Here is a 26563-nt window from a genome sequence, read left to right on the forward strand (position 1 = left end):
TCAGTAGGTGGATTTTCCATTTACTGATCCACGCTGCGGGTGCACATTAAGTTATGCCTTACTTCGAGCGTAAACCCTACGAAAACCCGTCACGCGTAATTAGCTCTGTTGCGCCACAACCGGACGCGCAACCGATTTCGGATATCGCGCGCCGCGTGCTTGAGACAGAGCGCGGCAACCAAAAACACCTCGAAGGGCCTTTTACCTGTCGCAAGATCTGCCACCCTGGCGGTACGGCTACAATCTTGTTGTCCTTTGCTGCGGCTGAAGGTGACGAGCCGGTTGAAATGCAGTTCGAACCCGGTGATCTGACCAATCCGAATGGGGATATTCTGCCTGCAAACCGCGTCAACGTTGTTCCATCCCAGATCCGACTGGCTGCCGGAGAGACCACAGATGTAGCGATTGTAGTCACCGTGCCGGATTTGACAGAACCGGGCGCTTACCATGGCCGGATTGCCTGCACCGGGACCGAGCATACTTCGATCGTTGTAGTGTTTGAGGTTACGGGTGCTCAGACCTGACGGGTCACGAGGTAATCCATGAACTGCACCAGAAATGCACGCGGGGCGTCTTGGGTGCCTGCAAATACCTGCGCAAATTCCTGACGGGCAGATGCAAGCAGATCGTTGGCCGCATCTTGCGCAAATCGGATGCTGCCATAATGGCCCATACGCTCAAGCACCCATTCAACATCCTGATTTGACCGGTTTTCACGCGGGTTTGACAGCATCTCGGTCAATCGCTTCTGTTCCGGTTCATCGGCGTGCAGGCCAAGCTGACCCAACATCAGCGTGCGCTTGCCCTCATAGATGTCGCCGCCAATTTCCTTGCCATATTTGTCCTGCGAACCAACAAGGTTCAGAACATCGTCCTGAATTTGAAACGCTGCGCCCAGAAAAAAGCCGAACGCGTTGAAATCATCCAGATTTAACGCGCCAGACGCTACATCCTGCGGCCGCGCAATCAATGCCCCGATCCGCATGGGGTGAATGAAACTGTACCAACAAGTCTTTTTCAGACACATCCGTAAATAGTCCGAGGCGTCCACATTCAGCCGATTGTCCCGTATCCAACCCAGCTCCAACGCCTGACCTTCAATGGATTGCTGCAGCAGATGGTCGAACTCATCGACGACGCGCATTCCGGTTTCCAGCCCGAGCGAACCCAGATTTTGCCGCAACAACCGCAGGGCCAGCGCTTGCATCCCGTCGCCTGTATTTATGGCCAAAGGGACACCAAGCCGCTGGTGCATACATGCCCGCCCACGCCTGAAATCGCTTTGATCTTCGATATCGTCGTGGATCAGAAAGGCATTGTGCAAAAGCTCCAGCACAGCTGCGAACACCCGTGCTTCCTCGGTGTTGCCGCCAAAGGCTTCGCAGGTGGCCAGCAATAGCGCGGGCCGCAGTCCTTTGCCTGATGTTTCGATATAATCCCGTATCGGACCATACAGATAAGCCTGGGGCTCACCCGTTGGCAAAAGTCCCAACAGAGTTTCACGCGCGCGATCCCCGTAAGAGGTCAGCTGTTTCAGAAACTCCTGCTGTGCCGCAGGGTCCAGATGCGCGGTTCCGGGTTTCAATGGTTAACCCTTCTGCGTGATGATCACGCGGGGTTTGCTGTTCTGTGCACGGTCAGAAGCGAAGGGGGCATCCGTCATTGGCAGAGCCCTGGACAGAACATCAGACTGACCGCTGTCGCGTCCGAGATCATAGGCTAGATCTTCGGCCACCTCATCTCCGGGGATCGGAAGATCAGCGGTGGGCTCATAGCTGGCCATCAGATCAAACAGTTCTTTAGGCGGGCAAATCATGCGCAGCGCTTCGGCGATGGCCGGGTCTTCGATGATCCCGCCGGGCTTGGAGTATTCAGCAGTCGGTTCCCCAATGACCGCCAAAGGTCCGTCGCCGCCGCGATCAACCCCTGTCGTGTCCTGACCCATTTTGAGTGCAGCCTCAACCGCAACCGCGAACCTGTTGTCCCAAGGCAGACCCGCTTGATAACGCGCGTAGTCATAGGCGCGCAGCGGTTTCAGTATATCAGGCTCGTGCAGGTCCCAGATCTGGCAGGGCTCGGCATCCGACCCGCTGCGTTGCAGGATCGCGTTGACCGCCCGGCGCGCGGCCTCATTCGCTCCTTCCATTGTGGCAAGGTCAGTGAAGGTGCGCACATAATCGGAGGCCAGAAAGAAGTTCGGGATCAATGTGGCCGCATCTGGCCGCAGCCGCCAACTGTTGATGCGGTTGACCAGCAGAGGTTCCACATTGCTTTGTCGTTTGGGATCTTCGGGGTCCTGCACGATGTCGGGGTCGAGGAACCAATAATGCATATCCTCATCCCGCAGCACAGTCGCGCCATCCACATTGAGGCTGCGCTTGAGCTGCTCCCAAACCTCTTTTGCAATCTCTTCCCGGGTGCAATTGCGCGCGGTCTTGCCGTTTAGACCCGGCTTGTCCCATTCCGAAATGTCAATTGAAAGCAGACCCTTGGTTTTGCCTTCAGCCCAGTTGTCAAAGTTGATCCCCGGCCAGAACTGTTTTTGCGACACGGCGGTCAAAGCCCACGGGCTATCAATGAAGATGACGTGGCCGTTGGTCAGCGTGACCTCTTTGGTCAAATAAAACTGAATGCCGTTCATCCACTGCACGTCGTTCGCAAGAAGCGGCAGTTTGGCAAGCGCCGGATCGGCCGCCATCATCTCGGGCGTCAGAAGTGGCGCGATACGTTCGATCGGCATGGCGCTGACGAACCAGTCGCCAGTGACTTTCTGCTCATTGCCATCCTGTTCGACCGTCGCACCGGTGATCCGCCCGTTTTGGCATTCGATGCCAGTCACCTTGGAGTCAAATTTGTAAACGACCCCTTTGCTTTTGAGATAATCCAGCCAGGGTTGAATCCAGACAAGGTTTGTGGGCCCATTCAGCAACCTGTTGCACTGCGGTTCGGGGGTGGCGATGCCCAACTGCAACTGTACAGCAATGTCGCCCACGGTCTTGGTGCTGGCAGTTGTGGCTTTGGCGGCCACCAAAGACCGGGTCAGGCCAATGGCAAGGAACTTTTGATATGCTTCCGAGCGGTCTTCCGCCCCGATGAAATCCCACCATCCGATCCGTTCGTATTCGTCGAACCGGCGTTCCTTGCAGGATGTCGCTATCCGCCACATGCAGGCAACGAAGTGCTCGACATCCTCATATGCGATCTGGTCCCGTGGCGAGAGCGCAAAGGCAATTGTCTTGAACGCATCTGCCACGTCTTTGAGGGTGCGAGGAAATCGCTCGGGCACAATAATGCCGGGCTTGTCGAACTGACTGACCAGAACCTGAGTGGTCGGTACCAGATTATCAAAGCACGTGCCTTTGTCGTAATAAGGCGTACGGGCCATCGTGTCGGTGATGTGCCGATAGAAGTTTGGGAAGAACCGGAACCCGTGCTCGCCGGGCAACCATGGGCGTTTTACGCCGGGAGGATAGCTGGCCCCGTCCATCTCGGCCCATTTTTCCAGCGCCTTGATGTGCTTCGCCTTCGAGCCGTGATCGCCTTCACCCTTCATCACCGGAATGCTGCGTGCCTTGCCGCCGGGGATCATTTGACGTTCGTGGATCTCAACCTCGAACCCGCGTTCAATCAGTTCGTGCGCGGCGCTCATGCCGGCCACGCCACCGCCAAGAATGACAACTTTTTCAGCCATCTGATGTTCCTTTCGCGGAATAGACGTCAAAGCGCAAGGTGATGTCCGACAGGCTGGCTTCGCCGATGCCAAAACCCTGCACCCGGTTCATCCAGCTATAATTCGGGTTCGATGTCAGGTAACGCGGCGCGAGCCGCACAGGGGCCGTGGCGGGCAGGTTACCCTTCAACACTGCGGCGTAACCGTCGGGACCAAATTCACACACGCCGGTATCTTCAAACAGGATTGGCGCACCCCCTTCGGTTGGCTTGATCAACGCTCTGGCATGTAGCAGCCCCACGCCGTCAGGGCGCACGCGCATCCAATCGCCGCCAACCGGCTCGATCACCCCTTTCAGGTGCGGGCCTTCGACTGTTCCGCCTTCTTTGATCGCAAAATGCAGCCAGATACCGTCTGGTGTCTCGCCCGAGATATGAAAGTCGCCGGTGAAGGGCACAGTGAATTTGGCGATATGCTCCAGAACCGGTGACTGCTGCGCTGGCTTTGGCTGTTGCGCAGGTGCCGCACTCGGAGCCGTGTCAGGTCCCGGGTCATATTCGCGGCCCCCGGACGTCAAAACCGGACGCCAGTTGAGCGACTTGCCCTGCATCACCGATGGCAAGGTGGCCGCAAAGTGCTGAAGACCTGTTTTGGGATCGCGGTGCAGAGGCCAGCCGCGAATGGCCCGCTCGGGGCCGCCAGCTTGCGAACAGATCAGCCGCACCGTGTCATGAGGCGATACGGATGGTCCGGCCTCGATCAAGGCACGCTTGTCTCCTGCCGCACTGATCGTTTCTGACCAGCGCAGGGTGACACCGCGGTCTGTAAACTCGCGCACGACCAAATCCTCGGTCAGCAGATGAGGGTGTGGATTGCCTGTTCTTCCTTGATCCGCAGGCGGAATTTTTGTTGCACGCGGAAGACATGCTCGCCTTCGGCCGACGTTTGCAGATACTTGACCGAGATTTCGGATGGCACAACGATTTCAACCGGCGCCCCTTGCAGTGACACAAGCGCCGCTTTGTTTGCCGGTAATGTACCCGAACGCAGCAATGGACCATCCAGAAACGGCAGAATGCTGTCGCGTGGCAGGACCATCGAGTTGTCCATCGGCGTTGTAACAGCCTGGAACAGGCCATTGCCCATCACACAAGCGTATGGGCCCAGATACCCGCGCGATTCCAATTCGTTGATACCCGCAACCACGGCTTCGAACACTTCGGGTCCGGTGCAGGTTTTCTTCTTGGAAGACGACGACCCAGAAGACTTCTCGCCTGCTTCCAGTAAGCCTTCATATTTACCACCTCCGGTGACGGTGTAAATCGGCGGCAACGAGGCTGGCGCGCCAGTGGCTGGTTTGGGACCTTCTCCTGTACCGGGTTGACCGTTGAAAATGATGTCATCTTCGACCCGGGCCACAATTGCGGCAGCACGGCGGAACATGATCATTGCTGCCGACAATTCGGGGTCGGCCATTTGCGCACTTTTCAAGTAGACGTTTACTGAAACTGTGGTCAGGCGCGTGGTGTCAAAGTCGTTCACACCAAGACGTTTTGCGGTGCCGTTTTCGTTGTCGATCAACTCAAGCCGATTCAGCGGGACAGATTGCGTGTCAGCCGGCAACGGCCCGTACAGTGGCAGAAAACTTGCGGCCACCCGAGCACGCAGCGCTTCATCATGGACGGCTTTGTTTACAGCGTTCCACTGGTCGTCGCCCCAGTCCAATGCGTCGGTCATTTCAAATCCCTCTTGGTTGTGCTGCCTTCATCGGTGAGGCACTTGGTTTTTGTTCAATTTGCTTCGTTCAGTCGATCCAGAAGTCGCTTGGCGCGATCTTCCTGGACAACAGCGCCGATACTGCTGGCCAGCTTTAGCGCCAATTCTGCTTCATCCCGGGCGGCGCCTAATTCTCCGCGTGCGGCAAAGGCTTTGGCTCGCACTCGGTGATATTCCGGTTTGTTCAGCGTTTCTCCGCGTTCCCAGCCCGGGGTGCAGACCGCCTCAAGACGGTACAGAGCTTTATCGATGTCACCATGGTCGATCATGATTTCCGACAGCACGATCTGATTCTGCGGGAATGTGAAGTTACCGCCCGATTTGGAGATCAGGTTCATACGCGCTTCGATTTGTTCCTGAACGCCAGCAAGGTTACCTTTTCCGGCCTGTGCAAGGCCCATATAGATGTCCTGCATGGCATGCAGATACAGGAACCCTTCTTCATCCGCGATTTTGCGGGCTTCCTTCATTGTGGCGTCCATTCTGTCCCATTCACCCGCATAGGGCAGGAACATACAACAAGCCCCCATAATATAGACAAGGTTAGGCGCATGGTTCAGCGCTTTGCTTACCTCGATAGACTGAAGGCGTGCGGCTTCGGCGTCGTCGAACTTGCCTTGCTGCCACAACAGGCACCCCTGGATGGCCAGCAATGAGGCCAAGGTCGAGGACTGCGTCATCGGCATCATCGCCATATCAAGTTCGGGCGTGATGACGGCAAAGGCGCGGTCGAGCTGGTGTTCACAATCGGCGAATTCACCCCGGAAGTAGTGAGTAAAGCTAAGGGCTCGGGCCGTCAGAACGTTGGCGACCGGATCTTCGGTCATTCCGGCCATTGCATTTAGCGCTTGTCCCATCTCCATGGCATGGTTCATTTGACCGCCGACAAAGAAGTTGGTCCAGCGACAGAAGGTAGCCGCAAAAAGCGTCTCTCCATCGCCCAGAGCCTGGGCAAGTTCCATCGCACGGGCGGCTGTTTCCCCGACCTGATCCGCAGACCAGCCATAAATCGCCATATAGGCGGGTAGAATGTTCATCTGAACCCGCAATTCGAATCCATCTCGTTCGTCAGTGGCGGGCATTGTTCCGAGATTACGCAGTGCCGCCCGAAACGCCGATATCGCAGGAAGGTTTGCCAGTCGGGACAGGGCCAGTTCTCCAGCCGTGAACCAGTGGGTGACGGCCTCGTTCTTTAGCCCTCCCAAATCGCAGTGATGCGCGATGGTGTCAGGGGCAGGGCTGCCAAAGGCCTTATTCCCATCCAGCAGGGCTTTGGCAATTTTCAGATGCAGTTTCTGTCGGTCTTCCCGCAGCAACGAGTTATAGGCTGTGTCCTGAACCAGTGCATGGTTGAACGTATAGGTGGCCGATCCTTCATCGCTGGTGGCCAACAAAACACCGGCCGCAATCAATTGCAGCAAGGCGCGGTCGACATCCATGTCAGCCTGCGCGACCGCCTTGATCATATGGGCGGAAAAGCTACGCCCAATGACGGAACCCAGCTGCGCAACTGGTTTGGCGTTTTCCATCCGGTCAAGGCGCGACATCAACGAATCCTGAAGGGTGGATGGCACGCTGAGTGCGTCCAGAACCTTTGCATTGATCGGTGCGTCATCGGGCAATTGGTCCAGAACTGCTTTGGTCATTTCTTCGATATACAGAGGCACCCCGTCCGCTTTTTCGATGATCTGACGGATCAGAATAACCGGCAGGCTATAGGGTTCGGCCACGCGGCGAACCAGTTCGGACGCTTCGGTGCGTGCCAGCGGTGATAGATCAACGCTTGTCGCCTTGTCCTGAAAATGCTCGGGCGGTTCGTATTCAGGTCGATGAGACAGAACCATTAGAACCGGGAAGCCAACCAGATTGTTCGCAAGCGCGTCCAGCAGATCCAGAGTGGTTGCATCGGCCCAGTGTATGTCCTCGACCACCAACAGCAACGTGCCACGCCTGTCGCAAATGCTGCCGAGGCTGCGCAGCAGCACGTCCATGGATTTGCGTGCTTTTTTGAGAGGATCCGGTTCGACAGGTGCACCCGAGTCGATGCCTGCCAAATCCAACAGGACAGGCAAGTCTGTTTCGTTGATTCGAGGGGCGGACTGAACAAAACCAGATATTGCAGCTTTGATATTGTCGTCCGTCTGGTCCCCAGACACACGCCTCAGTTCACTGACCACGGGGTGCAAAGGAAGGCTGGCCAAATGCGGTGTGCACTGCAGTGTCAGGGGCCTGACTCCAATTGATTCCGACAACGACCTGATAAGCCGCGACTTGCCTATGCCCGCTGCGCCGCCGACAAGGGCCATTCGGCCTGACCCGTCCTGTACTTCAGACCAGAGCTGCCTCAGAGCCGACAGATCGTCGTTCCGGGCTACAAGCTTGACAGCAGTTCGCCCTGTTCGGGCGTCAAAACGGCTGGTGGATACAGTTTCCTTTAACACGCAATAAACTTTGCGCTGATTTTCGAAGCCTTTAAGATCGTGGCTGCCACGCGGTTCGAACTCGAATGTGCCTTGCGTAAGGCGCATGGTTTCTGAGGATACAATTACCTCGCCGGGTTCGGCCAAACCTTGTAGCCGGGACGCCAGATTCGCGGTCTCGCCGACCAGGAATTCCTCTGACCCCAGACTTTTCGAGGATACCACCCCAACAACAACCATGCCGGTTGCGATTCCTGCACGCAGATTCAGCTTTTCGCCGAACTTATTCTCGAGGTTCTGAACTGCCTCGATCGTCTCCAGAACTGCACGCACGGCGCGTTCTGCATCATCTTCCATGGCTTTGGGGTAACCAAAATACACCATGATTCCATCGCCCTGACGATAGGCCAAATGACAGCCATGCTGTTTCAATGTGCCGATCGCCGTGTCCAGATACAGGTTCATAATCTGCATCAGGTCTTCGGGGTCGTACCGCTGGGCCAGCTGGGTGGAACCTACGAGATCACAAAACACCAGCGTCAGTTGCCTGCGTTCAGCCTCGGACCGAACACCATCATTATTCGAAGTGTCTTTGCTTCTTAGTTCCGCTTGCGCTTTGCGAAACCGTTTTCTTTCCCCAACACTTAACCCAAGGTCGCGCAGTTCCGGGTCTGTCAATTCGTCCAGAAGCAGGTCGTCGACACCTTCTTGCCGGAACATCGAAAGATGATCCTTCAGGCCAGCCAGATTAAGTATTTTGGATATACGTTTTGCCTCAAGGACCCGCGTCATTGTTCTGCGATCCTGCTCATATTTTTCCCCTCATCGCTCCACACGTATATATTGTATTTGTATAGGCAAAAATAGAGAGGAATTTTTATGGAATCCATCTTACGCGAGGGTGCATTCGTTAACGTGTTACCTTGTTTGAAGAATTCCTTTTGAGATTTCAATACTCTTTGGTTTGCTTTGCATAGAAACCCTGAATTTAAGTTTCAATGTGATCTTTCGAGGTTCATATCACTTTCTTCTATCCAGTTTTAACTTCTTGGCTTCCCAAAAGGGTTCAGATTAAGAAATGAACTCATCCTGCCTGATTGCACGGAAAGAAGGCTGCATGCGCGCTCTACCCGTCGCTGTTGATGATCCACCTTTATTGCGTTCAAAACCAGCAGTTTCGCCAATTGACAATTTCATAACCCTCGCTCAATGCGGTAGGGATGATCGCAAGTCTGAATTCACGGAGCGCGGCCCCAAAATGCCCAATCTCACCCAACTGGCCAAAAAACACGGTACTGACAAAGGGCTGACAGATCTGGCTCATGGTTACACACGGCTATACGAGCTTCTGTTTCACCCGCTTCGGGATAAACCAATTCGGCTTTTGGAAATGGGGTTGTTGCGTGGTGGCCCAGAGGTGCGTGGAAGACAGGCAGACCGCCAAACGGATCGCGTTCCATCGGTCGATATGTGGCTGGAGTATTTTGAACATGCTCATGTCACGGGTCTGGATATTTCGGATTTTTCCTGGCGCAGAGGGCCTAGGTTTGATTTCGTCCAATGCGATATGGACAAACGTGAAAACATCCAAGCTGCGGCCGCTCAGTTTGAACAGCCCTTTGACGTGATCATCGACGACGCTTCGCACGCCTCGCATCATCAGCAATTCGCGCTATTGGAGATGTGGCCAAAACTCAAGGATGGCGGGATTTACATTATCGAGGACCTCCACTGGCAACCGGGCACGTTTGAAAACCCGGATTTTCCCAAGACGGGAGATCTATTCCATGACTTCCAACGCACCCGCAGGTTTGCGCACTCGGATCAGGAGATCGAGCGCGACCTGAACGCCCTTGCGGGTGAAATTGGGTTTGCGTTCGTCTTCCCTGACAGGTTCAAGCGACGCGGTGCTCCCAAAATCCTGGCGATGCAAAAAGTTCTTGGCCAGTATGATTGATATCCCACCGTTCGCTGTAGTGTCCGGCCCGATTGTGCGTTTAAGTTGTGGCCCACGGGATTGTTCCCGATGACCAGCGATAAAAAAATGGCCGTGGTGCTGTGCACGGACGAAAACCAGATTTGGCAGGCGGCCTATGCGTTGGTGCGATCTATCTTGCTCGACACGACCAACGAGATTCAGCATTACCTTTATGTCTCGGCTCAGGTCGATCCGCGGTTGGACGCCCTGTTTTCTAGATATTTCAGGATCGTCTATTGTCTGGACGACATTGTCCCACCCGAAAAATTCAAATCGCATGGTTATGTGTCCAAGGCGACTTTGCTCAGGCTGAAAGCACTGGGCGATCTGTCTCAATTGCACGAATTTGTGCTGTATCTCGATAACGACATCGTGCAGCGCTGGGGGTCGCCGGCTGATCTGATGCGGTTGAAGGGTTTCGAACAGCCCATTGCGGCCGTGGCCGATAACACACGCTGGACGCAGGGTAGGTTCTGGAAAAATGCGGATTTCAACGTGTTACCTGCAGGCGCGCAGCAAAAGTACTTCAATGCCGGTATGCTGTTCGTCAACAGCAGGGCTTTGATCGCGGAAAACACCTTTGAAAAGGCGCTTGAAGCGTTAACAGATGCGTCTGATCCTTTGCCTTTGGCCGATCAAAGCGCACTGAACATTGCTGTGGACGGAAACTGGCTGGAGTTGTCACCATCGTGGAATTGGCAGCACTCATACCTGCCGGGCAAGATCATAGCCTTACTGAACCCTCGTTATGTTCATTTTACAGGACCGGTCAAACCCTGGGCTAACACGACCCGAGAAATAGAAGAGATCTATACCCTGTCCCTTTTGGCCTTTCTAAAGCATTTCGGACTTGAAGATGTACATAATGCGATGACGGTCGAGAATTATCCGAAGAAACGCCTGACGCACTACATGAAAAGGACGCACGGCATTTCAGGAAACACCCTGTCCAGATACGACAAAAGCTTGCCCTACTTTTCAGACGGTACTTTTGCGGATCGCCAATCCGGCATTCTTGCTTTTGGGGCAGATACCGACAGGCAGGATTTTCCGTTTCCTGACCTGTTTAACTTCTTTGCATTGAAGCCTGATTGAACCTTGCGTGCGTCGGTCCCGCCAGGAGGGCGGAACCGGACCAATGTCAGGCGGTAGCTCCCTTGAGACGAATGGCTGTGCCCAAACTGCCTGCGCAGAGGCCAACCACAATAGCGATCATCAGTTCCAACGCTTCGACGTGCGCGAATTGAAATCCAGCAAAAACCAGCGTTTCAAACACACCAACCGCACCGCCCAATGTCGCCCCAAGCCACAACTTGCGGGTCATCATACCAAGGGCCAGCCCCAGAATGCCGGGCAGGCTCAAGATGTTGCCGCCAATGGTTCCCAGTATCTCTAGCATCTCCGCTCCCCCATCAATTCGAGCTGTTGTCCAGGAAGTCGCGGATATCGTCACCCGACGCATTCGCATGTTCTTCCAGAACTTCGCCTTCAAGTCCCGCTGTCACATTCTCATATGTTTCCAGGTAGTTCGGCGGCAGGCTGTGCGCGATGCCCTGGTGGCAATCGATGCAGGTCATGCCGGTATCAATAGCGCGCTGGTGTTCTGATGCGGCGCGGGTTTCCTGAATAGTAAAGTCCATATAGTCGAAGTTGTGACAGTTCCGGCATTCGCGGCTGTCGGATGCCTTCATCTTTTTCCACACGGCGGAGGCCATTGCCAGACGGTGATCCTCGTATTTCTCGGGCGTGCTGATGGTGCCAGCCAGCTCGTGATAAACGTCTTTCACGGCCATGATCTTGGCCTTGATCTTGTGGTTCCACTCATCGGGAACGTGGCAATCGGAACAGATCGCACGCACACCAGAGTGGTTGTTGTAGTGGATCGTTTCGCGGTACTCGCCCAGGTTGGTTTCCATCGTGTGGCACGAGACACAGAACTCTTCAGTGTTGGTCAGTTCCAGCGTCCAGTGAAATCCACCCCAGAACAGGATACCGGCCAGAAAGCCGGCCAGGATCAGAAAACCCGAGCTGAACATCACTGCCGGTGTCCATATCGCGTTCCACAGGCGACCCAGCATGCCGCGTTTTTCAGGGGAGTCTGCCATGTTGGTGCTCCTTTCAGTCTTGCTTTGGATCAGTTGCCGGTGGAGGGCTGGAACACGTTTTCGACCAGCGGTGGCGCGTCAGCTTGTGGGACGTGGCATTGGTTGCAGAAGTAACGGGTCCCGGCGATGCGATCCAATTCGCGCCCTTCGCGATCCAGATAATGGGTCATTGAAAGTGTAGGAGCGTTACGCTCACCCGCCTTGGACCAGTCATGGCAGGACAGGCATTGATTGGTGCGCACGTCGATCTGATATTGCTCGATCGAATGCGGAATCAAAGGCGGCTGCTGACGATAGTTGCGCTGCATGCGCCCTTCCACAGTTTTGTGTATTTGATCCAGCGGGATTGGCTCATCGACTTCCGCACCTCGCAGGGTTTCGACCTGAGCGGATTGGGCAAGGGCCCATCCGCTTAGCAACAATACGGGTAGAAGGGCAATTCCGCCTGTAACGATTGATCTTTTCATCTTGGCACTCCCCTAGATAGGTCTGGCAGCGCGCGTCTCGGGCGCGGCAACTGGATCGGAAGGTTGGACGAGGTGGTCGTCGAACCGGTGAGTAAAGTTAAAGACGTCGACTGCGCAGACATCGATGCAGCGTCCGCAGTTTGTGCAGTCGGGCGATAGGATTACTGGCGTACTTCCGGGCTTGCCCTTCAGCGCGGGTGAGATCACCTGATTTTCCGGACAGACTGCATAGCAATCCATGCAGTCATCACAGGCGGCGCGATTGGTGGCGCTGACACGTAGCAGGCTTTTTGACCCAATCAGGCCATAGAACGCACCGACTGGGCACAGATGACCACACCAGCCATGACGTGAGACAATCACGTCAAAGATAAAGATTGCGGCAATCATGGCCCAAACAAAGCCCATGCCGAAAACCAGCCCGCGATGGAGCATGGTGATTGGGTTTACCAGCTCCCACGCGATCACACCGCTCAGGCCCGACACAAGCAGGACAGTTGCCAGAACCCACAGGCGCGAACTGCGCTTGGGCTGCCAACCTTTGGGCAGGTCCAGCTTTCGATGCAGCCAGTTCGCGGCATCGGTGACAGGGTTGATAGGGCAGACCCAGGAACAATAAACCCTGCCACCAATCAGCGCATAAATGGCCAGGACGATCAGCCCGCCAATCAACGCAGTCATCTCGGGCCAATGACCCGCAATGAAGCTTTGTAACAGGATGAATGGGTCAGTCAGAGGTAACACGCCCAGCGTCAGTGATCCCGCCAGGTTTCCTTCCACGATCCAGATGCCAAACCATGGGCCCAGCAGAAATAGGATCAGAAAGAACAGCTGACTTGCGCGGCGCAATAACAGATAGCGATGTGCGCCGATCCAGCCTTTGCTGTCGACAGCCTCCTGACCGACAGGCATATGTGTACGGGTACTCATTGCCCGACCCCGGGCAAATCATAGCCGGGTGCAAACCCGCCCGGAGCGACCAAGTTGTCGGTACCGGGTCCTGGCAAGCGGTCGGGCAGATCGATGATCCCTTCGACCACCGGCGCGCCCTTGGCGGCCTTTTCTTCCCAGCCTTTGCGGTAGTGTTCTGCCGAACGACCACGCGCCAGCCGTGCCGGCAGAACCTTTATGGCGGCTTCGGGTAGAACGCAGCTTTTCTCGCACATGCCGCAGCCTGTGCAGCGATCGGAATGAACGGTTGGAATGAACAGCGCGTGATGACCGGATCGAGTATTATGCTCGGTCTCGAGCGTGATCGCTTCATCAATCACCGGACAAACGCGGTAACAGACATCGCAACGTAGGCCGAGGAAGTTCAGGCAGTTCTCTTGATCGACCAGCACCGCGACGCCCATTTTTGCATCGTCGATATCGTCCAGCCCGGGGTCCAATGCCCCTGTTGGACATGCGGCCACACAAGGAATGTCGTCGCACATTTCGCAGGGAATATCCCGCGCGGTGAAAAACGGCGTTCCGGTTGCTACCTCATCCGATCCAAGCTCGGCCAGTTTCAGGGTGTCGTAGGGGCAATCCCGCACACACAGACCGCAGCGAATGCAGGCCGACAGAAACTCCTTTTCCGGCAATGCGCCGGGCGGGCGCAAAGCCTCGGCTGGCAGCGCGCGGGCGTCGCGGGCCAGATAGGCCAGCACCGACCCGGCGACAACGCAGCCGCCCGCTGCGCGGGCCGATTCCTGCAGGAACCGGCGCCGTTGCGGCGAAAGGGGTGTGTCGACAAGAGGCATAGGAGTTACCCGCACAATCCTTGCTGGTTACGCACGTTCGACCTTGCAGGCGCACTTCTTGAAGTCGGTCTCTTTCGACAGCGGGCAGGTCGCGTCCAGCGTCAGCTTGTTGGTCAGCTGGTGTTCATCGAACCAGGGCATGAAGACCAGACCACGCGGCACTTTGTTCCGACCCCGTGTTTCAACGCGGCTGGTGACCTCGCCTCGGCGGGTAGACAGAACAATTTCTTGCCCACGGCGCAAACCGCGATCCTTGGCGTCTTCGGGGTGCATATACACCACAGCCGACGGATAAGCGCGGTGCAGTTCAGGAACCCGGCGTGTCATCGAGCCCGAGTGCCAGTGCTCCAGAACGCGGCCCGTTGACAGCCACAGATCGTACTCCTCGTCGGGCACTTCGGCGGCAGGTTCGTACGGTGCAAAGATGATCTTGGCCTTGCCGTCTTTGTGACCGTAGAACTTCACATCCGCGCCTTCGGGTACGTAGGGGTCATAGCCTTCGCGGAAGCGATAGAGCGTTTCCTTACCGTCCACGACCGGCCAACGCATGCCGCGCGCCTGATGGTACATGTCGAACGGAGCCAAATCGTGCGCGTGGCCACGTCCGAAATCGGCATATTCCTCGAACAAGCCTTTCTGGACGTAGTAACCGAAATGCTCGGCATCGTCGTTGTCGAAGCCTTCCGCGGTTTCGGACAGCGGGAATTGGTCAACCTTGCCATTGGCGAACAGCACGTCATACATGGTCTTGCCGCGATGTTCGGGCATCTTGGCCAACAGCTCTTCGCCCCAAACCTCTTCGACGGTGAAGCGTTTCGAAAACTCCATCAACTGCCACAGGTCTGATTTGGCCTCACCCGGTGCTGGTACTTGTTGCCGCCAGAACTGTGTGCGGCGTTCTGCATTGCCATACGCGCCTTCCTTCTCGACCCACATCGCGGTGGGCAAGATCAGGTCGGCGGACACCGCTGTAACTGTCGGATAGGGATCAGACACGGTGATGAAGTTTTCCGGGTTGCGGTAACCGGGATAACCTTCTTCGTTGATGTTGGGTGCGGCTTGCATGTTGTTGTTGCACTGAACCCAGTAAGCGTTCAGCTCACCATCTTTTAGCTTGCGGTGCTGCAGCACGGCGTGGAAGCCGGGCTTGGGAGGAATTGTCCCTTCCGGGATGTTCCAAGCAGTCTCGCAAATCTTCCGGTGCTCATCATTTGCGACGACCATGTCGGCGGGTAGGCGATGGGCAAAGGTGCCGACCTCGCGCGCGGTACCACAAGCCGAGGGCTGGCCGGTCAGCGAGAAGGGCGAGTTTCCGGGTTCCGATATCTTACCCACCAGCAGGTGAACGTTGTACATAAGCGAGTTCACCCAGGACCCGCGTGTGTGCTGGTTGAAGCCCATGGTCCACAGGCTCATGACCTTGCGGGTTGGGTCTGCATATTGCTGCGCCAGTTTCTCCAGCTTGTCGGCAGGGACGCCCGACAATTCAGAAGTGTATTCCAGCGTGTAGGGCGCGACAGCCTCGGCGTATTCCTCGAAACTGATGGTTTCCAGCTTGCCCGAGTTCGGGTTCGCGGCTTCCTGCTGCAACGCATTGGTTTCACGCAGGCCATAGCCGATATCCGTTGCGGTTTTGGTGATATTGACGTGGTTTCGCACGAAATACTCGTTCACCGCACCATTCTGAATGATGTAGTTGGCGATATAATTCAGGATTGCCAGGTCTGTCTGTGGCTCGAACACCATGCCATTGTCGGCCAATTCGAACGAGCGATGCTCGAAGGTCGACAGCACGTGCACCTCGCATCCCGGCTTGGTCAGGCGGGTATCTGTCAGGCGCGACCACAGGATCGGGTGCATCTCAGCCATGTTCGAACCCCACAGCACGAAGGTGTCCGCGTGTTCGAGGTCGTCATAGCAGCCCATCGGCTCATCGATGCCGAATGTGCGCATGAAACCCACAACGGCCGAGGCCATGCAGTGACGTGCGTTGGGGTCGATGTTGTTCGAACGGAAGCCCGCCTTCATCATCTTGGCGGCGGCATAGCCTTCCCACACCGTCCACTGACCCGAGCCGAACATGCCGACGCTGGTCGGGCCTTTCTTGGCCAGGGCCTCTTTCCATTTGGCGGCCATGACATCAAAGGCTTCATCCCAGCTGACGGGCTCGAATTCACCGTTCTTGTCGTATTCGCCGTTGGTTTTGCGCAGCAGTGGGGTGGTCAGGCGATCCTTGCCGTACATGATCTTGGAGAGGAAGTAGCCCTTGATACAGTTCAGACCCCGGTTCACCGGCGCGTCCGGGTCCCCTTGGGTGGCGACCACACGGCCATCTTTTGTGCCGACCAGAACCGAGCAGCCTGTGCCGCAGAACCGGCAGGCGGCCTTATCCCAGCGAATATCGGGTGCACCGGTCTGAGCATTGGCCTGGCCGGCCGCCATGGGAATGCCGGCGGCCGATGCCGTTGCGGCAGCGGCAGATGCCTTCAGGAAAGTGCGGCGGGATTCAGAAACAGTCATTGCATGGGCCTCCTGCTGGTCGGTTGGCTTTGGGCATTGGATTGCGGAGATGCCTCCGCGAGATCTTCGAAATGGTGATAGGTCAGCGACAGTGAGATAACGCCGGGAATCTGATGCAGATCCATGATGGTTTCCGAGGCCAGCCGGTCGGCGGTATCCTCGACAACCACCACAAACCGACCATCTTCGGCTTCGGCATGAACCTCGACGCCTTGGGTGCCGGTCATGGCCGCGCGCGCGGCGTCGGTGTGATCGGGGGCGATGTGGACGAGACAGCCACAGATGTTCATTGGGTCACCTCCGGGTGTTGTGGGGTGGGACGGTGAAGCGCTATGGCCCCGGCGGGACATGCGGCGGAACAGCTGCCGCAACCGATACAGACTTCGGTATCAAGCGCAGGTTCCGCACGTCCGCCCAGTTGTAGGCGAAAGCGGATGGCGTCTTGCTCGCAATTGTCCTGGCACAAACGGCAGCTCACCCCGTTCATAGACAGGCAGTTTTCGGCCTCAATCTGCGCGCGCCAAGGCCACTCGGCGACAAGCTCGGGCAAAAGCGCCGGTGTCGGGCACGCGCCAGCGCATTCACCACACAGGGTGCAGCCGCCTGCGGAAAGATCCAGAACCGGAAAACCACTGTCGTCGAAAGTGATGACGTCTTCGGGGCAGGCTTCGGCGCAATCCTCACACCGTGTGCACAGTTCCGCAAAGTCCGACACGGCAGCGCCCGGCGGTCGGATCGCGTTGCGATCTTCCCGAAGGATGCGCGCGCTTAGGAAAGCGCGTCTACTCGTCATCTGGCTCATTGCTGGTGACTCGAAGTTGGATAATTTCGTTCGCGTGTTTGTTTTCATAACCGCCCCATCGTGGTCGCGATTTGACCTAAGTCATATTTGTTCAGAAATTTTATTGATCACTTTGAGACTTGAAGGGGGATTTTCATGCGTCTAATTCGATCCGGACGCCTGGAAACTGCCGCGCGATTTCGTTCGCTTGCCGGTATGGAGCGGCACAAAGTGCGGTTGATAGACCATCCGCCAGACTGGCGTCCGGGGCAGAAATCGAAACCGTCCTGTTGTCGCGGGCTGGCCCGTTTGGGGTGATGATGTGGCCAAGTCCAGGGCCCAGTTCCGAGCCTAAGGACGACGATGTGGCAACTGCGCGGTTTTGCAACGAAATGCGTTTCAACACTCTTTGATCCGGTGCGGCGATCCCGACGTTCCAGGGGGTGCCATCGGCCCGCGTGCCCAAAGCGGCGACCTCTCCCATGTTAACCAAAACATCGCGCAAACCAAATCCACGCAGAAGTGCTGCGATCCGATCTGTAATTGCGCCCTGTGCGATGCCGTTCAACGTCAGTGCCGATTGACCGGGCACAGGCAGGCGCACTACTGAAGCGTCGAAATAGACCTTTCCCCAACCGATTAGCTGCTGTACTTCATCCAGATTTTCAGCAGGGGGCTGCGTCGCCATTGCCGACCACAGAGGTTGTACGCTTGGATCAAACGCACCTTCCGAGGCCTGATGCAAGGCTGTGCATAAGCCCAGTACACTCAACAACTCAGGAGCCGGTGCGCTCAGTGTACCATACCTGTTTAACTTGCAGATCTGTGAGTCAGGACGATAGAGGCTAAAGATATCCTCTAACCGCGCCATCTCGGATTCCACGGCCTTGATGATTGGCGCAGCGTCGGTATCCGAAAGTCCGACCAGCCGCAGACTTGCGGCGGCACCAAGCGCAGTTCCATTCCACCGTGCATCCGACGCCCAAGCCGGACCGGACAAAGAGCAGGCAGCTGAGATGAACAAAAACCGTCGGCGTGTCAGGGCAGTCATGCGGGTGTCTCCAGCGGTAGATCAAGATCAACAGGACCAAGCACTTCGGCATCCGGGATGTCTGGCAGGCTCATTGCCGCGCCGCCGTAAATAGTGATGAAGGATTCGGCGTCTGTAGGAGTGGCAAACGGCACCACCTCTCGCGCACCCATGCCGCCAGCGACATTGGCACCGACAACAAAGGTCGCACCATCTGCGGCGATCCAGTTCGAAATTCCAGGCTGACGCCAGCTTGGCGCGACGCCCATGTCGCTGACGTATACAGCCGTTATTTCTGCATCACGTTCGGGGCTTTTGAGGTATGCCACCATGTCACGCACCTGCGCAAAAAACAGCGGAGCGGGGTAGCCTTCCAGATGGATCTGACCCTTAGGGCCGCCATGCTTGGCAATGTTCATCTGGCAGAAATAGCTCAGCGCGTCTGGTGTCAGATCAACCGGATTGGGGGCCTCTGCGACCTCTTCTTTGCAGGCCGCCAGCGCGACCAGCGCGATTAGGGCGAGATGTTTCATGGTTCAACCCTCCGAAATGCAAGCCGCGCGAGGGCGAAAGCCACCACGGGCCAGATCAGCAGTGACGCAGGTGCTGCCCAGACGGGAAGGGCCTGCGCAGCCCCGGTCATGCCGGATGCCATGGCCACGCCCTCAGTCGCGGCGATGTTCCACAGTCGGAATGCGTCGGCCGGGTTGGCCACCATCACCCATGGAAAGACGGATTGGGTGAAGCTGCCGCCCTTGTCCATGACGACAGCCCCCAACAGGCCCAGATCATAGAGGACGACAAAAACCAGCCAGAGCCCGGCCGACAGACCCGCCGCCGCCGTGGCCCCTTTTGCCAGGGCGGACAGCAGGTATCCCAGCGCCAGAAAGACAGCGCCCAGCAGGATGGATGTGAGGATCAGACGCGCCAGAGCCAATAGGCTTTCTGGCCCAGCGCCACCAAAGAACGCGGCTACAGCGCCAGCGGTGCCGAAGCCTACGGCCATGGCAAAGGACAATGCGGCCAGATGTGCTGTGAACTTACCCAACAGGATTTCTCCACGTCCTGCCGGGTAGGACAAAAGCAGCGACAGGCTGCCCCGGTCCACGTCGCCCGCAATGGCGTCGAACGAGATCATAAGCGCCAGCAAGGGGGCAAGATAGACCGACAGCGTAGTCATAGACGCGACCGAGACGGTCAGCATGTCAACGCCCAGTGTTCCGGTTGGAGCGCTGCCTGCGAAAGTCAGCGCCAAAGCGAACAGCACCATGATCAGTGTGGCGACCAGCAGCCAGCGGTTGCGGCGCAGGATCAACATTTCGGTGCGGGTGATGGCGAGGAAACGGGTCATTGCAGTTCCTCCTGTGCGTAGTGACGATAGAGGTCTTCCAGTTTCGGCGGTGTCATCTCGACGTCCGCCACCGCGTCGCCCATGCCGGCGATGCGGCGCAGGGCTTCCATCTTGTCGGCCGGGCTGCAGAGCAGTTCCACCGACGCGCCGTTGATGCGGCTGCCGCCCAATTCGGCGGCCAAGGCATCAGCATTGACGCTGGCGCGTACTTTCAAGCGGATCGGTAGACCGGCCAGAGCCGAAAGACTGTTCAGCGTGTCGTCGGCGACCATCCGTCCCTTGCGCATGATGGCGATGCGATCCGTGCGGGCCTCGACCTCGGTCAGCGCGTGGGATGCGATCAACACAGCAGTGCCTTGGGCAGCCAGCTCGTCGATGATGGCATAAAGGTCCTGCCGAGAAATCGGGTCCAGCCCGCTTGTCGGCTCATCTAACAGGGCCACTTTCGGCTGGCCCAGCAGCACCTGCGCCAGACCCAGACGTTGCCGCATTCCTTTGGAATAAGCTCCGATCCGTCGGTCCAGCGCGTCGCTCAGGCCAACGCGTTCCAGAAGGCCGGGCACATCAGCTTTTGCGCCGGACAGTTTCGCAAACAGAGTCAGTTGCTCGCGGCCTGTCAGGGCCGGGTGAAACGACACCGCCTCGGGCAGATACGCAGTCTCGCGCCGCGCTTGGGCGCTACCGGGGGCGGTTTCTCCAATCCGGATTGTTCCACCGTTGATCGGCGTCAGGCCGAGGATGGATTTGATCAGAGTCGACTTGCCCGCGCCGTTGTGGCCGAGCAGCGCAACGCGCTGACCGGGGGCAAGAGACAGGGTGATATCGTCAAGAACGCGGGTTTTGCCTCGATCCTTGAGAACATGGTCAATCGTCAGGGCCTTATCCGTCATGAGGCACCTTTTTCATAGCTGGGGGTTCAGGGGCTTGCATCAGTGGATTGCTGTCCATCACACCCCCCGGCAGCAGTGCCGGGAAGGCCGATTGAGACCAGCGCACCAGCTGCACGGCGGGTGAGCCGAGCAACAATTTGGCTGCGGGTTGGGTCCACAGCACATGGTCCATCGAGTCATTGGGGCGATAAGGGGCATCGGCGATGCCGTTACCATCCACATCATAGGCAGCAAAATCGGACCAGTAATTTCCGCGCCCGTCTTCAGACCACTCGACCCATTTGGTCGAGACGTATTTTACCTGCGTCCGGTTGCCGACAAAGGCATTGCCAACGATCCTGTTGCGCTCGCTGCCAGCGGTAAAATGGATGCCGATGCCGCATCCCTGGAACCAGTTGTCGGTGAATTCGTTCTTGTTCGAATTATACAGGAAGGTGCATTTCTCTTTCGCGCCTTTCACAACGTTGCCGGTGATGACGCTCTTGTTGGCATAGTTCAGCATCACACCATGTTCGCGGTCCCCGATCGAGACGTTGTTGGCCACTGTGACATTGGTCGTGAACATCACCGCATAGCCCAGATCGTTACCGATCGAGACATTGTCACTGACCACCGAATTGTCGGCATACATGTAATGCACGGCAAAACGCAGATCGCGGAACAGGTTGCCGGTGAAAGTGTTCTTCTTGGACGAGTTCACAAAGATCCCGTCGCGACCGTACCGGATGTCATTGTCTTCGACCCGCGCACCGGGCGCATTCCAGACATAAACCCCGTTGCCGCGGTCGTTCATACGCTGGTCTTGCCGTCCTTCGATCCGGTTACGCCGCACGATGCTGTCCTTTGCCCCGTGGATGTCGATGCCATAGAGATTGCCCAGCAGCACATTGTCTTCAACCACCGGCGCGTAGGCCGTCTTGGTCAACTGGATGCCGCTGTCGATCCCGTCATGGTCCGAGCCCGATCCGATCACCGTCAGTCCGCGCACTGTCACGCCCGGCCCGGTCACGGTGATGACGCTGCCTTCGCCTTGACCGTCAATGGTGGCTTGTCCCAGCCCGTCAAGGGTAACGGGCCGGTCCAGAACCAGCGTTTCAGTATAAACACCGGGGCGCAGGCGGAGGGTATCTCCATCCGCCGCCTGCGCCAGTATCTCGTTGATGGCCCCCGCCCGGTTGGGCACATCCCAATCCGCCGCCCAAAGAGGCGAGCCGAGCAGGAGCGGTATGAGCAGGGACCAACGCATTTTATGCACTCCGGGGTTCAACAAACATCCGGCCGCGCATTTCCATATGCAGCGCGTGGCAGAACCACTGGCAATAGTACCAGTGCACACCTGGACGGTCGGCGATGAAGGTGACCGAGGCGGTGGCCTGCGGCCCGATCTCCATCGCGATGCCAAAGTTCGACAGACACAGCCCGTGGGTCACGTCGTCCACATCATCCAGGTTGGTGACATAGATCGTAACCTCGTCACCCTGTTTGACGGTGAACTTCTCCATGCTGAACACGGGTGCGGTCGAGGTCATGTAGACGCGGACCTTGTTGCCGTCCCGGATGGGTTCTTCGGCACCTTCGTCCAGATCGACACCATCTGCCTCGGCTTGTTTGCGGGCATCTTCCCACATCGGATCATTGCGATCCCAGACATTGACCGGGTTCACCTTGGACCGGTGCACGAGGATCGAGTCGTGCGGTTCCGCGAAGGTCGGGCCATCATGAACCACCTTCATCTTGTCACCCGAGATGTCGATCAACTGCTCGTTTTCCGGCTTCAGCGGGCCCACGTTCAGGAAGCGGTCCTTCGAGAACTTGTTCATCGAAATCAGCCACTTGCCATCTGCTTCGGCGGTCTCACCCATCGATGTCGAGTTGTGGCCAGGCTGATACTGCACATCCACTTTGTCGAGGATCGGATCAACGTCCGAACCACCATAGGCTTCGATGGCCTTGGCGATGTCCCATTTCACCACCTGGCTGTCCAGGAACAGGGTGGTATAGGCGTTGCCCTTACCGTCGAACGCAGTGTGAAGCGGGCCAAGACCCAGCTGCGGTTCCGCAACGATGGCCGAGCGCGGATCAGCGTTGTCAGCAAACAGAGCGTCGACTTTTTCTACATCAATCACGGACACGGTCGGCGACAGTTTCCCGTTGATCATGATGTGTTTCTTGTCGGGTGCTGCGTTCACACCGTGTGGCGAGTTCGGGATCGGGATATAGCGGGTCAGGTTGCCGCCGGCCTCTTTCCGGCCATCGACGACCTTGACGCCGTTCAGTTCCTGATAGTTCCCGGCAGCCACAGCCTCTTCGATGCCTTTGAGGTTGAACACGACCACATGGTCCAGCTCGTTCTCGGTCATCTCGGCCAGGTTCATACCCATCTCTGAGTTGTACGAGGTCGAGAAGGCGTATTTGCCCTGATAGTCGCAATCGGTGTTGTCGAGGTTACCAGAGACCATCACCTGCCATGCGATCTCCATCGTGTCGCCGTCAATGGCGGTGAAGATGTTCACGTATTGCGACGGATCGTCGAGGATCTGGCCGTCATTAACCAGCGGTGCTTCGTGCTCACCGTTAGCGAAGATGTAGCCGGTGCGCGGGTATTTCTGCGGGCGCAGGCCGTGGATGTCATGTGCGTTCGGGATCTCGATGATCTTGTCGCATTTCATCACGTCACAGCGCACACGGGCAACACGGGTGTTCGCCTTGTCGTTCATGAACAAATAGCGACCGTCATAGGTGCCATCGGTGAAAGACATATGCGGGTGGTGCAGGTCGCCGTTGTCATAAGTGACTTTGCCGTTTGCGGCCAGATATTCCTTGGTTTCGGGCAGCAGGCCCTCGGTCAGGATTTTCAGCGATTCATTGGTCTGGCCCCAGCCGGTGGCCGAGCAGCGGTTGAACACCGGAACGCGCATCAGTTCGCGCATGGACGGCACACCGAGGATACGCAGCTCACCGGTCTGGCCCGAGGACCAGAAGCCGTAATATTCATCCAGCTCGCCCGGTTCCAGATGCGCGTTCGCAGCAGCACTTGCCTCGCGCGCGGTCATCAGGGTTGATCCCAGACCGGTCCCGGCAATCACCGCGCCGGTGGCGGTTGCCCCCAGCATCCCGCGGCGTGTGATGTTCAGTTTCTTATCGTGTTCCGACATGATCGTTCCTCCTTTTAGGAAACGGATTGCGGTTTGGCGTTCGGATGGTTCGCCGGTGGTTGCCCGAGGGGGGGGGTCTTAGGTGTGACCGACCCTGTCTTGGCCCGCCGTTTCAACTGGCGGATAACGACGGGACATTTGTCCTCGGACTGGTAGAGCACCTGACAATGCAGGCAGGTGACGCACTCGTTCGGATTGATCTCGCCTGTGGGGTGGATCGCCTGAACGGGGCATTCGTTGGCGCAGGTCTGACAAGGGGTGCCGCAATCCTTGTAACGGCGCAGCCAGTCGAACATGCGGATACGAGCGGGGATCGCGAGCGCCCCGCCCAGCGGGCAGAGGTAGCGGCAGTAGAACCGTTCGATGAACAGCCCGATCCCCAGCAGAGCCAGCGCAAAGACCACAAAAGGCCAGTCGCGCATGAATTTCAGAATGATCGCGGTCTTGAACGGCTCGATCTCGGCATAGGTCTCGGCCAGCGGGATCGACACAAAGCTGAGGCCAAAGAGGCCAAGAAAGATCATGTATTTCGCAGGCCACAACCGTTCGTTCAGGCCCCAGGGCAGGGTCCATTGCGGGACCTTGAGCGCCCGCGCGACCTTGTTGGTCAGTTCCTGCAGCGCACCGAACGGGCAGAGCCAGCCGCAATAGGCACCCCGGCCCCAAAACAGTAGCGCTGCGGCGACGGCAAACCATTGGATGAAGACCAGAGGATCGAGCAGGAAAGCATCCCAGCTGAAACCGGTGCGCAGGCTGCCTGCCAGCGCCATCAGGTTCACCACGCTCAGCTGCGCATTGGCGTACCAGCCGATGAAGAACAGCGTCAGGGTCAGGTATCCGATGCGGAACCAGTAGAAGACGCGCGCGTTCATAGTGGCGTGGAACTGGAAGAAGAATGTCGCAGTCAGCACCAGAAGCATTGCACCCAGAACCGCGATCTCGATTGTGCGGTCCTTCCAGATGCGCTGCCACAGGGCAGCTTTGGCGGCAGCTTCGCCGGTGGCGTCATTGACCACCACGGGCGCGGCGACCGGCAGCAGGTACTGTTCCGGCAGCTTGTAGCCCAGGTCAAAGGTTAAGAACGTCTTTTCGACAGCACCAATCGCGCGCTGTACCAGCAGTTGAAGGCGGAACGGCTCAGCCGGATCAAACTCGGCATCAGCAGGGATTTTGAAGATGTCCAATTCCGTGAAACTCGGCGCATCCGACGCGGCAACTGTGCCCAAACGGCGCTGTTGCTTGTCAAAGAACCGAACCGAGCTGTCGCCCTGGATCAGCTGGATTCGGTCAAATATACCGCCCCGCACATAGCCTGAACCCTTGAAGCTGTAAGCTCCGCGACCCAGCACCAGAATGGCCTGCTCGCCTTCTTCCAGCCAGTTTACAAGGTTCTGGTATTCTGCCGCACCCAGCAGCGACTTGCCGATCGATGGGACCGAAACCAGCGCCATATGCATGTCGATGAAGGTGTCATCGGGTTCGCCCGGTTCTGGGCGTTTGATCGCCCGTTGATCGCCGGTTGCTTCAAACGCTGCGTTGACCTGCCCGATATCCAGCGTCAACCGCCGTACCGATCCGTCCCCGGACAGGGTGGTCCAGTCAAAGACCTCGTCCTGTGCCATATCGACTTCGCGTTTCGGCCCATCAGCTTGTAGCGGAGACAACCCGCCCAACCCCAGCGCGCGCGCCACCTTAATGCCGCCGCGCACAAGGCTGTCATCGATGACCATGATCGTGACCGTCGCGCCCGAGATGATGTCGAGGTCATGCCCCTCGCCACCGGTTTCGGCCTCGACCTTCAGGTCCAGACCGGCATAGCCTTCGGTCAGCTCGACCATGCGGGAATTGGGGATCCCGATCAGAACGATGGGTTCCGAATGCTTGACCAGTTGCACGCCCGTCAGCACCGCATTCTCATCGATTCCGGCAACCACATGGATGGGTTTGCCGGAATATCCCGTCGTGCCCACAAAATCAGACGTCAGGAATGCCCAGGCAATGGTCTCGCCATCCTTCGTGATCGGCGCGACCGGAATGTCATCGCGCACCGGACCAAATGCATCGGCACCGGGGGCCAGATCGGCGGGTTCAATCTCACGCAGGAAACTGGCCAGACTGTCGGCATGGGCGCTGATCGCAATCAGGCAGGACAGGGAGAAAGCCAGCAGAAAATGGATTGCGCGACTTACGACCACGGCGCACCTCCGATTATTTGGGTGGACGCCATGGACGCGCGCAGGGCGCGTTCAGATTCTTCTTCGGTCGCAAACGGGGGGCCTCGGGTTTCGGGCCACAGTCGTTTCGAGTTATAGTAAATACACGGATCACCAATCCCAGGGCGTGCAATTTGCAGGGTGCGGTCCGCGATCAGCAGCGGAGTGTCTGGCACAGGTCCTGCCGTCGTTACCGCGCATAGCGCACAGTCGGCGCATTTCGGGCAGGGCGCGGTTGGATGGGTGCTTTCCTCCTCAAGGTCGACCTCAACCCAAACCGCGCCTGCCTCCGAGCAGATCTCCACCCACATGCTTTGTCCGGGACTCGCCAGCGCCGGAGCAAGCATTTGCAACAACAGAAGAAGGATGCCCGCCACTCCACATGCCGCACGCAAGACGCGGTCAGGGAGGATGTGGAGAAAGTGAAAGGCGGACATGGAGAATCCAACTCGGAAGTCTTTC

General features: G+C 57.5%; 24 protein-coding genes. 3 read left to right on the plus strand and 21 right to left on the minus strand.

All coding sequences use genetic code 11. The features are described from left to right. Nucleotides 1-53 precede the first annotated feature (53 nt). Nucleotides 54-524: a hypothetical protein gene (locus GOV90_RS09945; RefSeq protein ID WP_171094542.1), complete on the plus strand. Its 471-nt coding sequence runs from the start codon at nucleotides 54-56 to the stop codon at nucleotides 522-524. Here the strand turns inward: GOV90_RS09945 and GOV90_RS09950 are convergent. The 5 genes from GOV90_RS09950 to GOV90_RS09970 are packed head-to-tail and all read right to left on the minus strand — an operon-like array spanning nucleotide 515 to nucleotide 8658. After that, nucleotides 515-1585, minus strand: a complete 1071-nt coding sequence (locus GOV90_RS09950) for a polyprenyl synthetase family protein (RefSeq protein WP_216602343.1) — start codon at nucleotides 1583-1585, stop codon at nucleotides 515-517. The two genes, GOV90_RS09945 and GOV90_RS09950, sit on opposite strands and share 10 nt — an antisense overlap. Nucleotides 1586-1588: 3 nt before the next feature. Then, the gene (locus GOV90_RS09955; RefSeq protein WP_171094543.1) at nucleotides 1589-3691 is read right to left on the minus strand and encodes an FAD-dependent oxidoreductase; all 2103 of its coding nucleotides are present in this window, start codon (nucleotides 3689-3691) and stop codon (nucleotides 1589-1591) included. Further along, a complete protein-coding gene (locus tag GOV90_RS09960) occupies nucleotides 3684-4508 on the minus strand; it encodes a DUF3237 domain-containing protein (protein WP_171094546.1) in 825 nt (274 codons plus the stop codon). The genes GOV90_RS09955 and GOV90_RS09960 overlap by 8 nt, the downstream gene beginning before the upstream one ends. 14 nt (nucleotides 4509-4522) lie before the next feature. Beyond that, complete coding sequence (locus tag GOV90_RS09965; protein ID WP_171094547.1) at nucleotides 4523-5407, minus strand: encapsulin; 885 nt, start codon at nucleotides 5405-5407, stop codon at nucleotides 4523-4525. A 53-nt stretch (nucleotides 5408-5460) separates the two neighbouring features. After that, nucleotides 5461-8658 carry an adenylate/guanylate cyclase domain-containing protein gene (locus GOV90_RS09970; protein ID WP_171094549.1) on the minus strand — a complete coding sequence of 1066 codons (3198 nt, stop codon included), beginning with the start codon at nucleotides 8656-8658 and terminating at the stop codon, nucleotides 5461-5463. Nucleotides 8659-9124: 466 nt separating this feature from the next. Between GOV90_RS09970 and GOV90_RS09975 the strand changes: the two genes are divergently transcribed. Next, nucleotides 9125-9823 (plus strand): class I SAM-dependent methyltransferase, encoded by a 699-nt coding sequence (locus GOV90_RS09975; protein ID WP_171094551.1) that lies wholly within the window; start codon nucleotides 9125-9127, stop codon nucleotides 9821-9823. Between the two features lie 69 nt (nucleotides 9824-9892). After that, entirely contained in the window at nucleotides 9893-10939 is a 1047-nt protein-coding gene (locus tag GOV90_RS09980) for a glycosyltransferase (protein WP_171094553.1), read from the plus strand. Between the two features lie 46 nt (nucleotides 10940-10985). Here the strand turns inward: GOV90_RS09980 and GOV90_RS09985 are convergent, their stop codons facing one another. From GOV90_RS09985 to GOV90_RS10060, 16 genes are all read right to left on the minus strand, one after another. Next, on the minus strand, nucleotides 10986-11243 hold the full coding sequence (locus GOV90_RS09985; protein ID WP_171094555.1) for a hypothetical protein: 258 nt from the start codon (nucleotides 11241-11243) through the stop codon (nucleotides 10986-10988). A 13-nt stretch (nucleotides 11244-11256) separates the two neighbouring features. Beyond that, entirely contained in the window at nucleotides 11257-11949 is a 693-nt protein-coding gene (locus tag GOV90_RS09990; RefSeq protein ID WP_171094557.1) for a NapC/NirT family cytochrome c, read from the minus strand. A 29-nt stretch (nucleotides 11950-11978) separates the two neighbouring features. Next, nucleotides 11979-12416, minus strand: a complete 438-nt coding sequence (locus GOV90_RS09995) for a nitrate reductase cytochrome c-type subunit (RefSeq protein WP_171094559.1) — start codon at nucleotides 12414-12416, stop codon at nucleotides 11979-11981. A gap of 12 nt (nucleotides 12417-12428) precedes the next feature. Further along, nucleotides 12429-13346 (minus strand): quinol dehydrogenase ferredoxin subunit NapH, encoded by a 918-nt coding sequence (napH, locus tag GOV90_RS10000; protein WP_171094561.1) that lies wholly within the window; start codon nucleotides 13344-13346, stop codon nucleotides 12429-12431. Beyond that, nucleotides 13343-14161, minus strand: a complete 819-nt coding sequence (gene napG / locus GOV90_RS10005; protein WP_171094564.1) for a ferredoxin-type protein NapG — start codon at nucleotides 14159-14161, stop codon at nucleotides 13343-13345. Before napG ends, napH begins: the two co-directional genes overlap by 4 nt. A 27-nt stretch (nucleotides 14162-14188) precedes the next feature. Next, complete coding sequence (gene napA, locus GOV90_RS10010) at nucleotides 14189-16681, minus strand: nitrate reductase catalytic subunit NapA (protein WP_171094565.1); 2493 nt, start codon at nucleotides 16679-16681, stop codon at nucleotides 14189-14191. Further along, nucleotides 16678-16971, minus strand: a complete 294-nt coding sequence (locus GOV90_RS10015) for a chaperone NapD (RefSeq protein WP_171094567.1) — start codon at nucleotides 16969-16971, stop codon at nucleotides 16678-16680. Before GOV90_RS10015 ends, napA begins: the two co-directional genes overlap by 4 nt. Beyond that, nucleotides 16968-17483: a ferredoxin-type protein NapF gene (gene napF, locus GOV90_RS10020; RefSeq protein WP_171094569.1), complete on the minus strand. Its 516-nt coding sequence runs from the start codon at nucleotides 17481-17483 to the stop codon at nucleotides 16968-16970. The genes GOV90_RS10015 and napF overlap by 4 nt, the downstream gene beginning before the upstream one ends. A 133-nt stretch (nucleotides 17484-17616) precedes the next feature. Beyond that, the gene (locus GOV90_RS10025) at nucleotides 17617-18513 is read right to left on the minus strand and encodes an FAD:protein FMN transferase (protein ID WP_171172841.1); all 897 of its coding nucleotides are present in this window, start codon (nucleotides 18511-18513) and stop codon (nucleotides 17617-17619) included. Next, the gene (locus tag GOV90_RS10030) at nucleotides 18510-19025 is read right to left on the minus strand and encodes a nitrous oxide reductase accessory protein NosL (protein ID WP_171094573.1); all 516 of its coding nucleotides are present in this window, start codon (nucleotides 19023-19025) and stop codon (nucleotides 18510-18512) included. The genes GOV90_RS10025 and GOV90_RS10030 overlap by 4 nt, the downstream gene beginning before the upstream one ends. Next, on the minus strand, nucleotides 19022-19843 hold the full coding sequence (locus tag GOV90_RS10035) for an ABC transporter permease (protein ID WP_171094574.1): 822 nt from the start codon (nucleotides 19841-19843) through the stop codon (nucleotides 19022-19024). The genes GOV90_RS10030 and GOV90_RS10035 overlap by 4 nt, the downstream gene beginning before the upstream one ends. Next, a complete protein-coding gene (locus GOV90_RS10040; RefSeq protein WP_171094576.1) occupies nucleotides 19840-20733 on the minus strand; it encodes an ABC transporter ATP-binding protein in 894 nt (297 codons plus the stop codon). The genes GOV90_RS10035 and GOV90_RS10040 overlap by 4 nt, the downstream gene beginning before the upstream one ends. Beyond that, the gene (locus GOV90_RS10045) at nucleotides 20723-21979 is read right to left on the minus strand and encodes a nitrous oxide reductase family maturation protein NosD (protein WP_171094578.1); all 1257 of its coding nucleotides are present in this window, start codon (nucleotides 21977-21979) and stop codon (nucleotides 20723-20725) included. The genes GOV90_RS10040 and GOV90_RS10045 overlap by 11 nt, the downstream gene beginning before the upstream one ends. Before the next feature lies 1 nt (nucleotide 21980). Next, on the minus strand, nucleotides 21981-23888 hold the full coding sequence (gene nosZ / locus GOV90_RS10050; protein ID WP_171094580.1) for a TAT-dependent nitrous-oxide reductase: 1908 nt from the start codon (nucleotides 23886-23888) through the stop codon (nucleotides 21981-21983). Nucleotides 23889-23902: 14 nt separating this feature from the next. Continuing rightward, nucleotides 23903-26083: a NosR/NirI family protein gene (locus GOV90_RS10055; protein WP_171094582.1), complete on the minus strand. Its 2181-nt coding sequence runs from the start codon at nucleotides 26081-26083 to the stop codon at nucleotides 23903-23905. Then, a complete protein-coding gene (locus GOV90_RS10060) occupies nucleotides 26074-26538 on the minus strand; it encodes a DUF2946 family protein (RefSeq protein ID WP_174825495.1) in 465 nt (154 codons plus the stop codon). The genes GOV90_RS10055 and GOV90_RS10060 overlap by 10 nt, the downstream gene beginning before the upstream one ends. Nucleotides 26539-26563: the final 25 nt, after the last annotated feature.

The organism is Ruegeria sp. HKCCA5929, assembly GCF_013034525.1.
Taxonomy (GTDB): Bacteria; Pseudomonadota; Alphaproteobacteria; order Rhodobacterales; family Rhodobacteraceae; genus Ruegeria.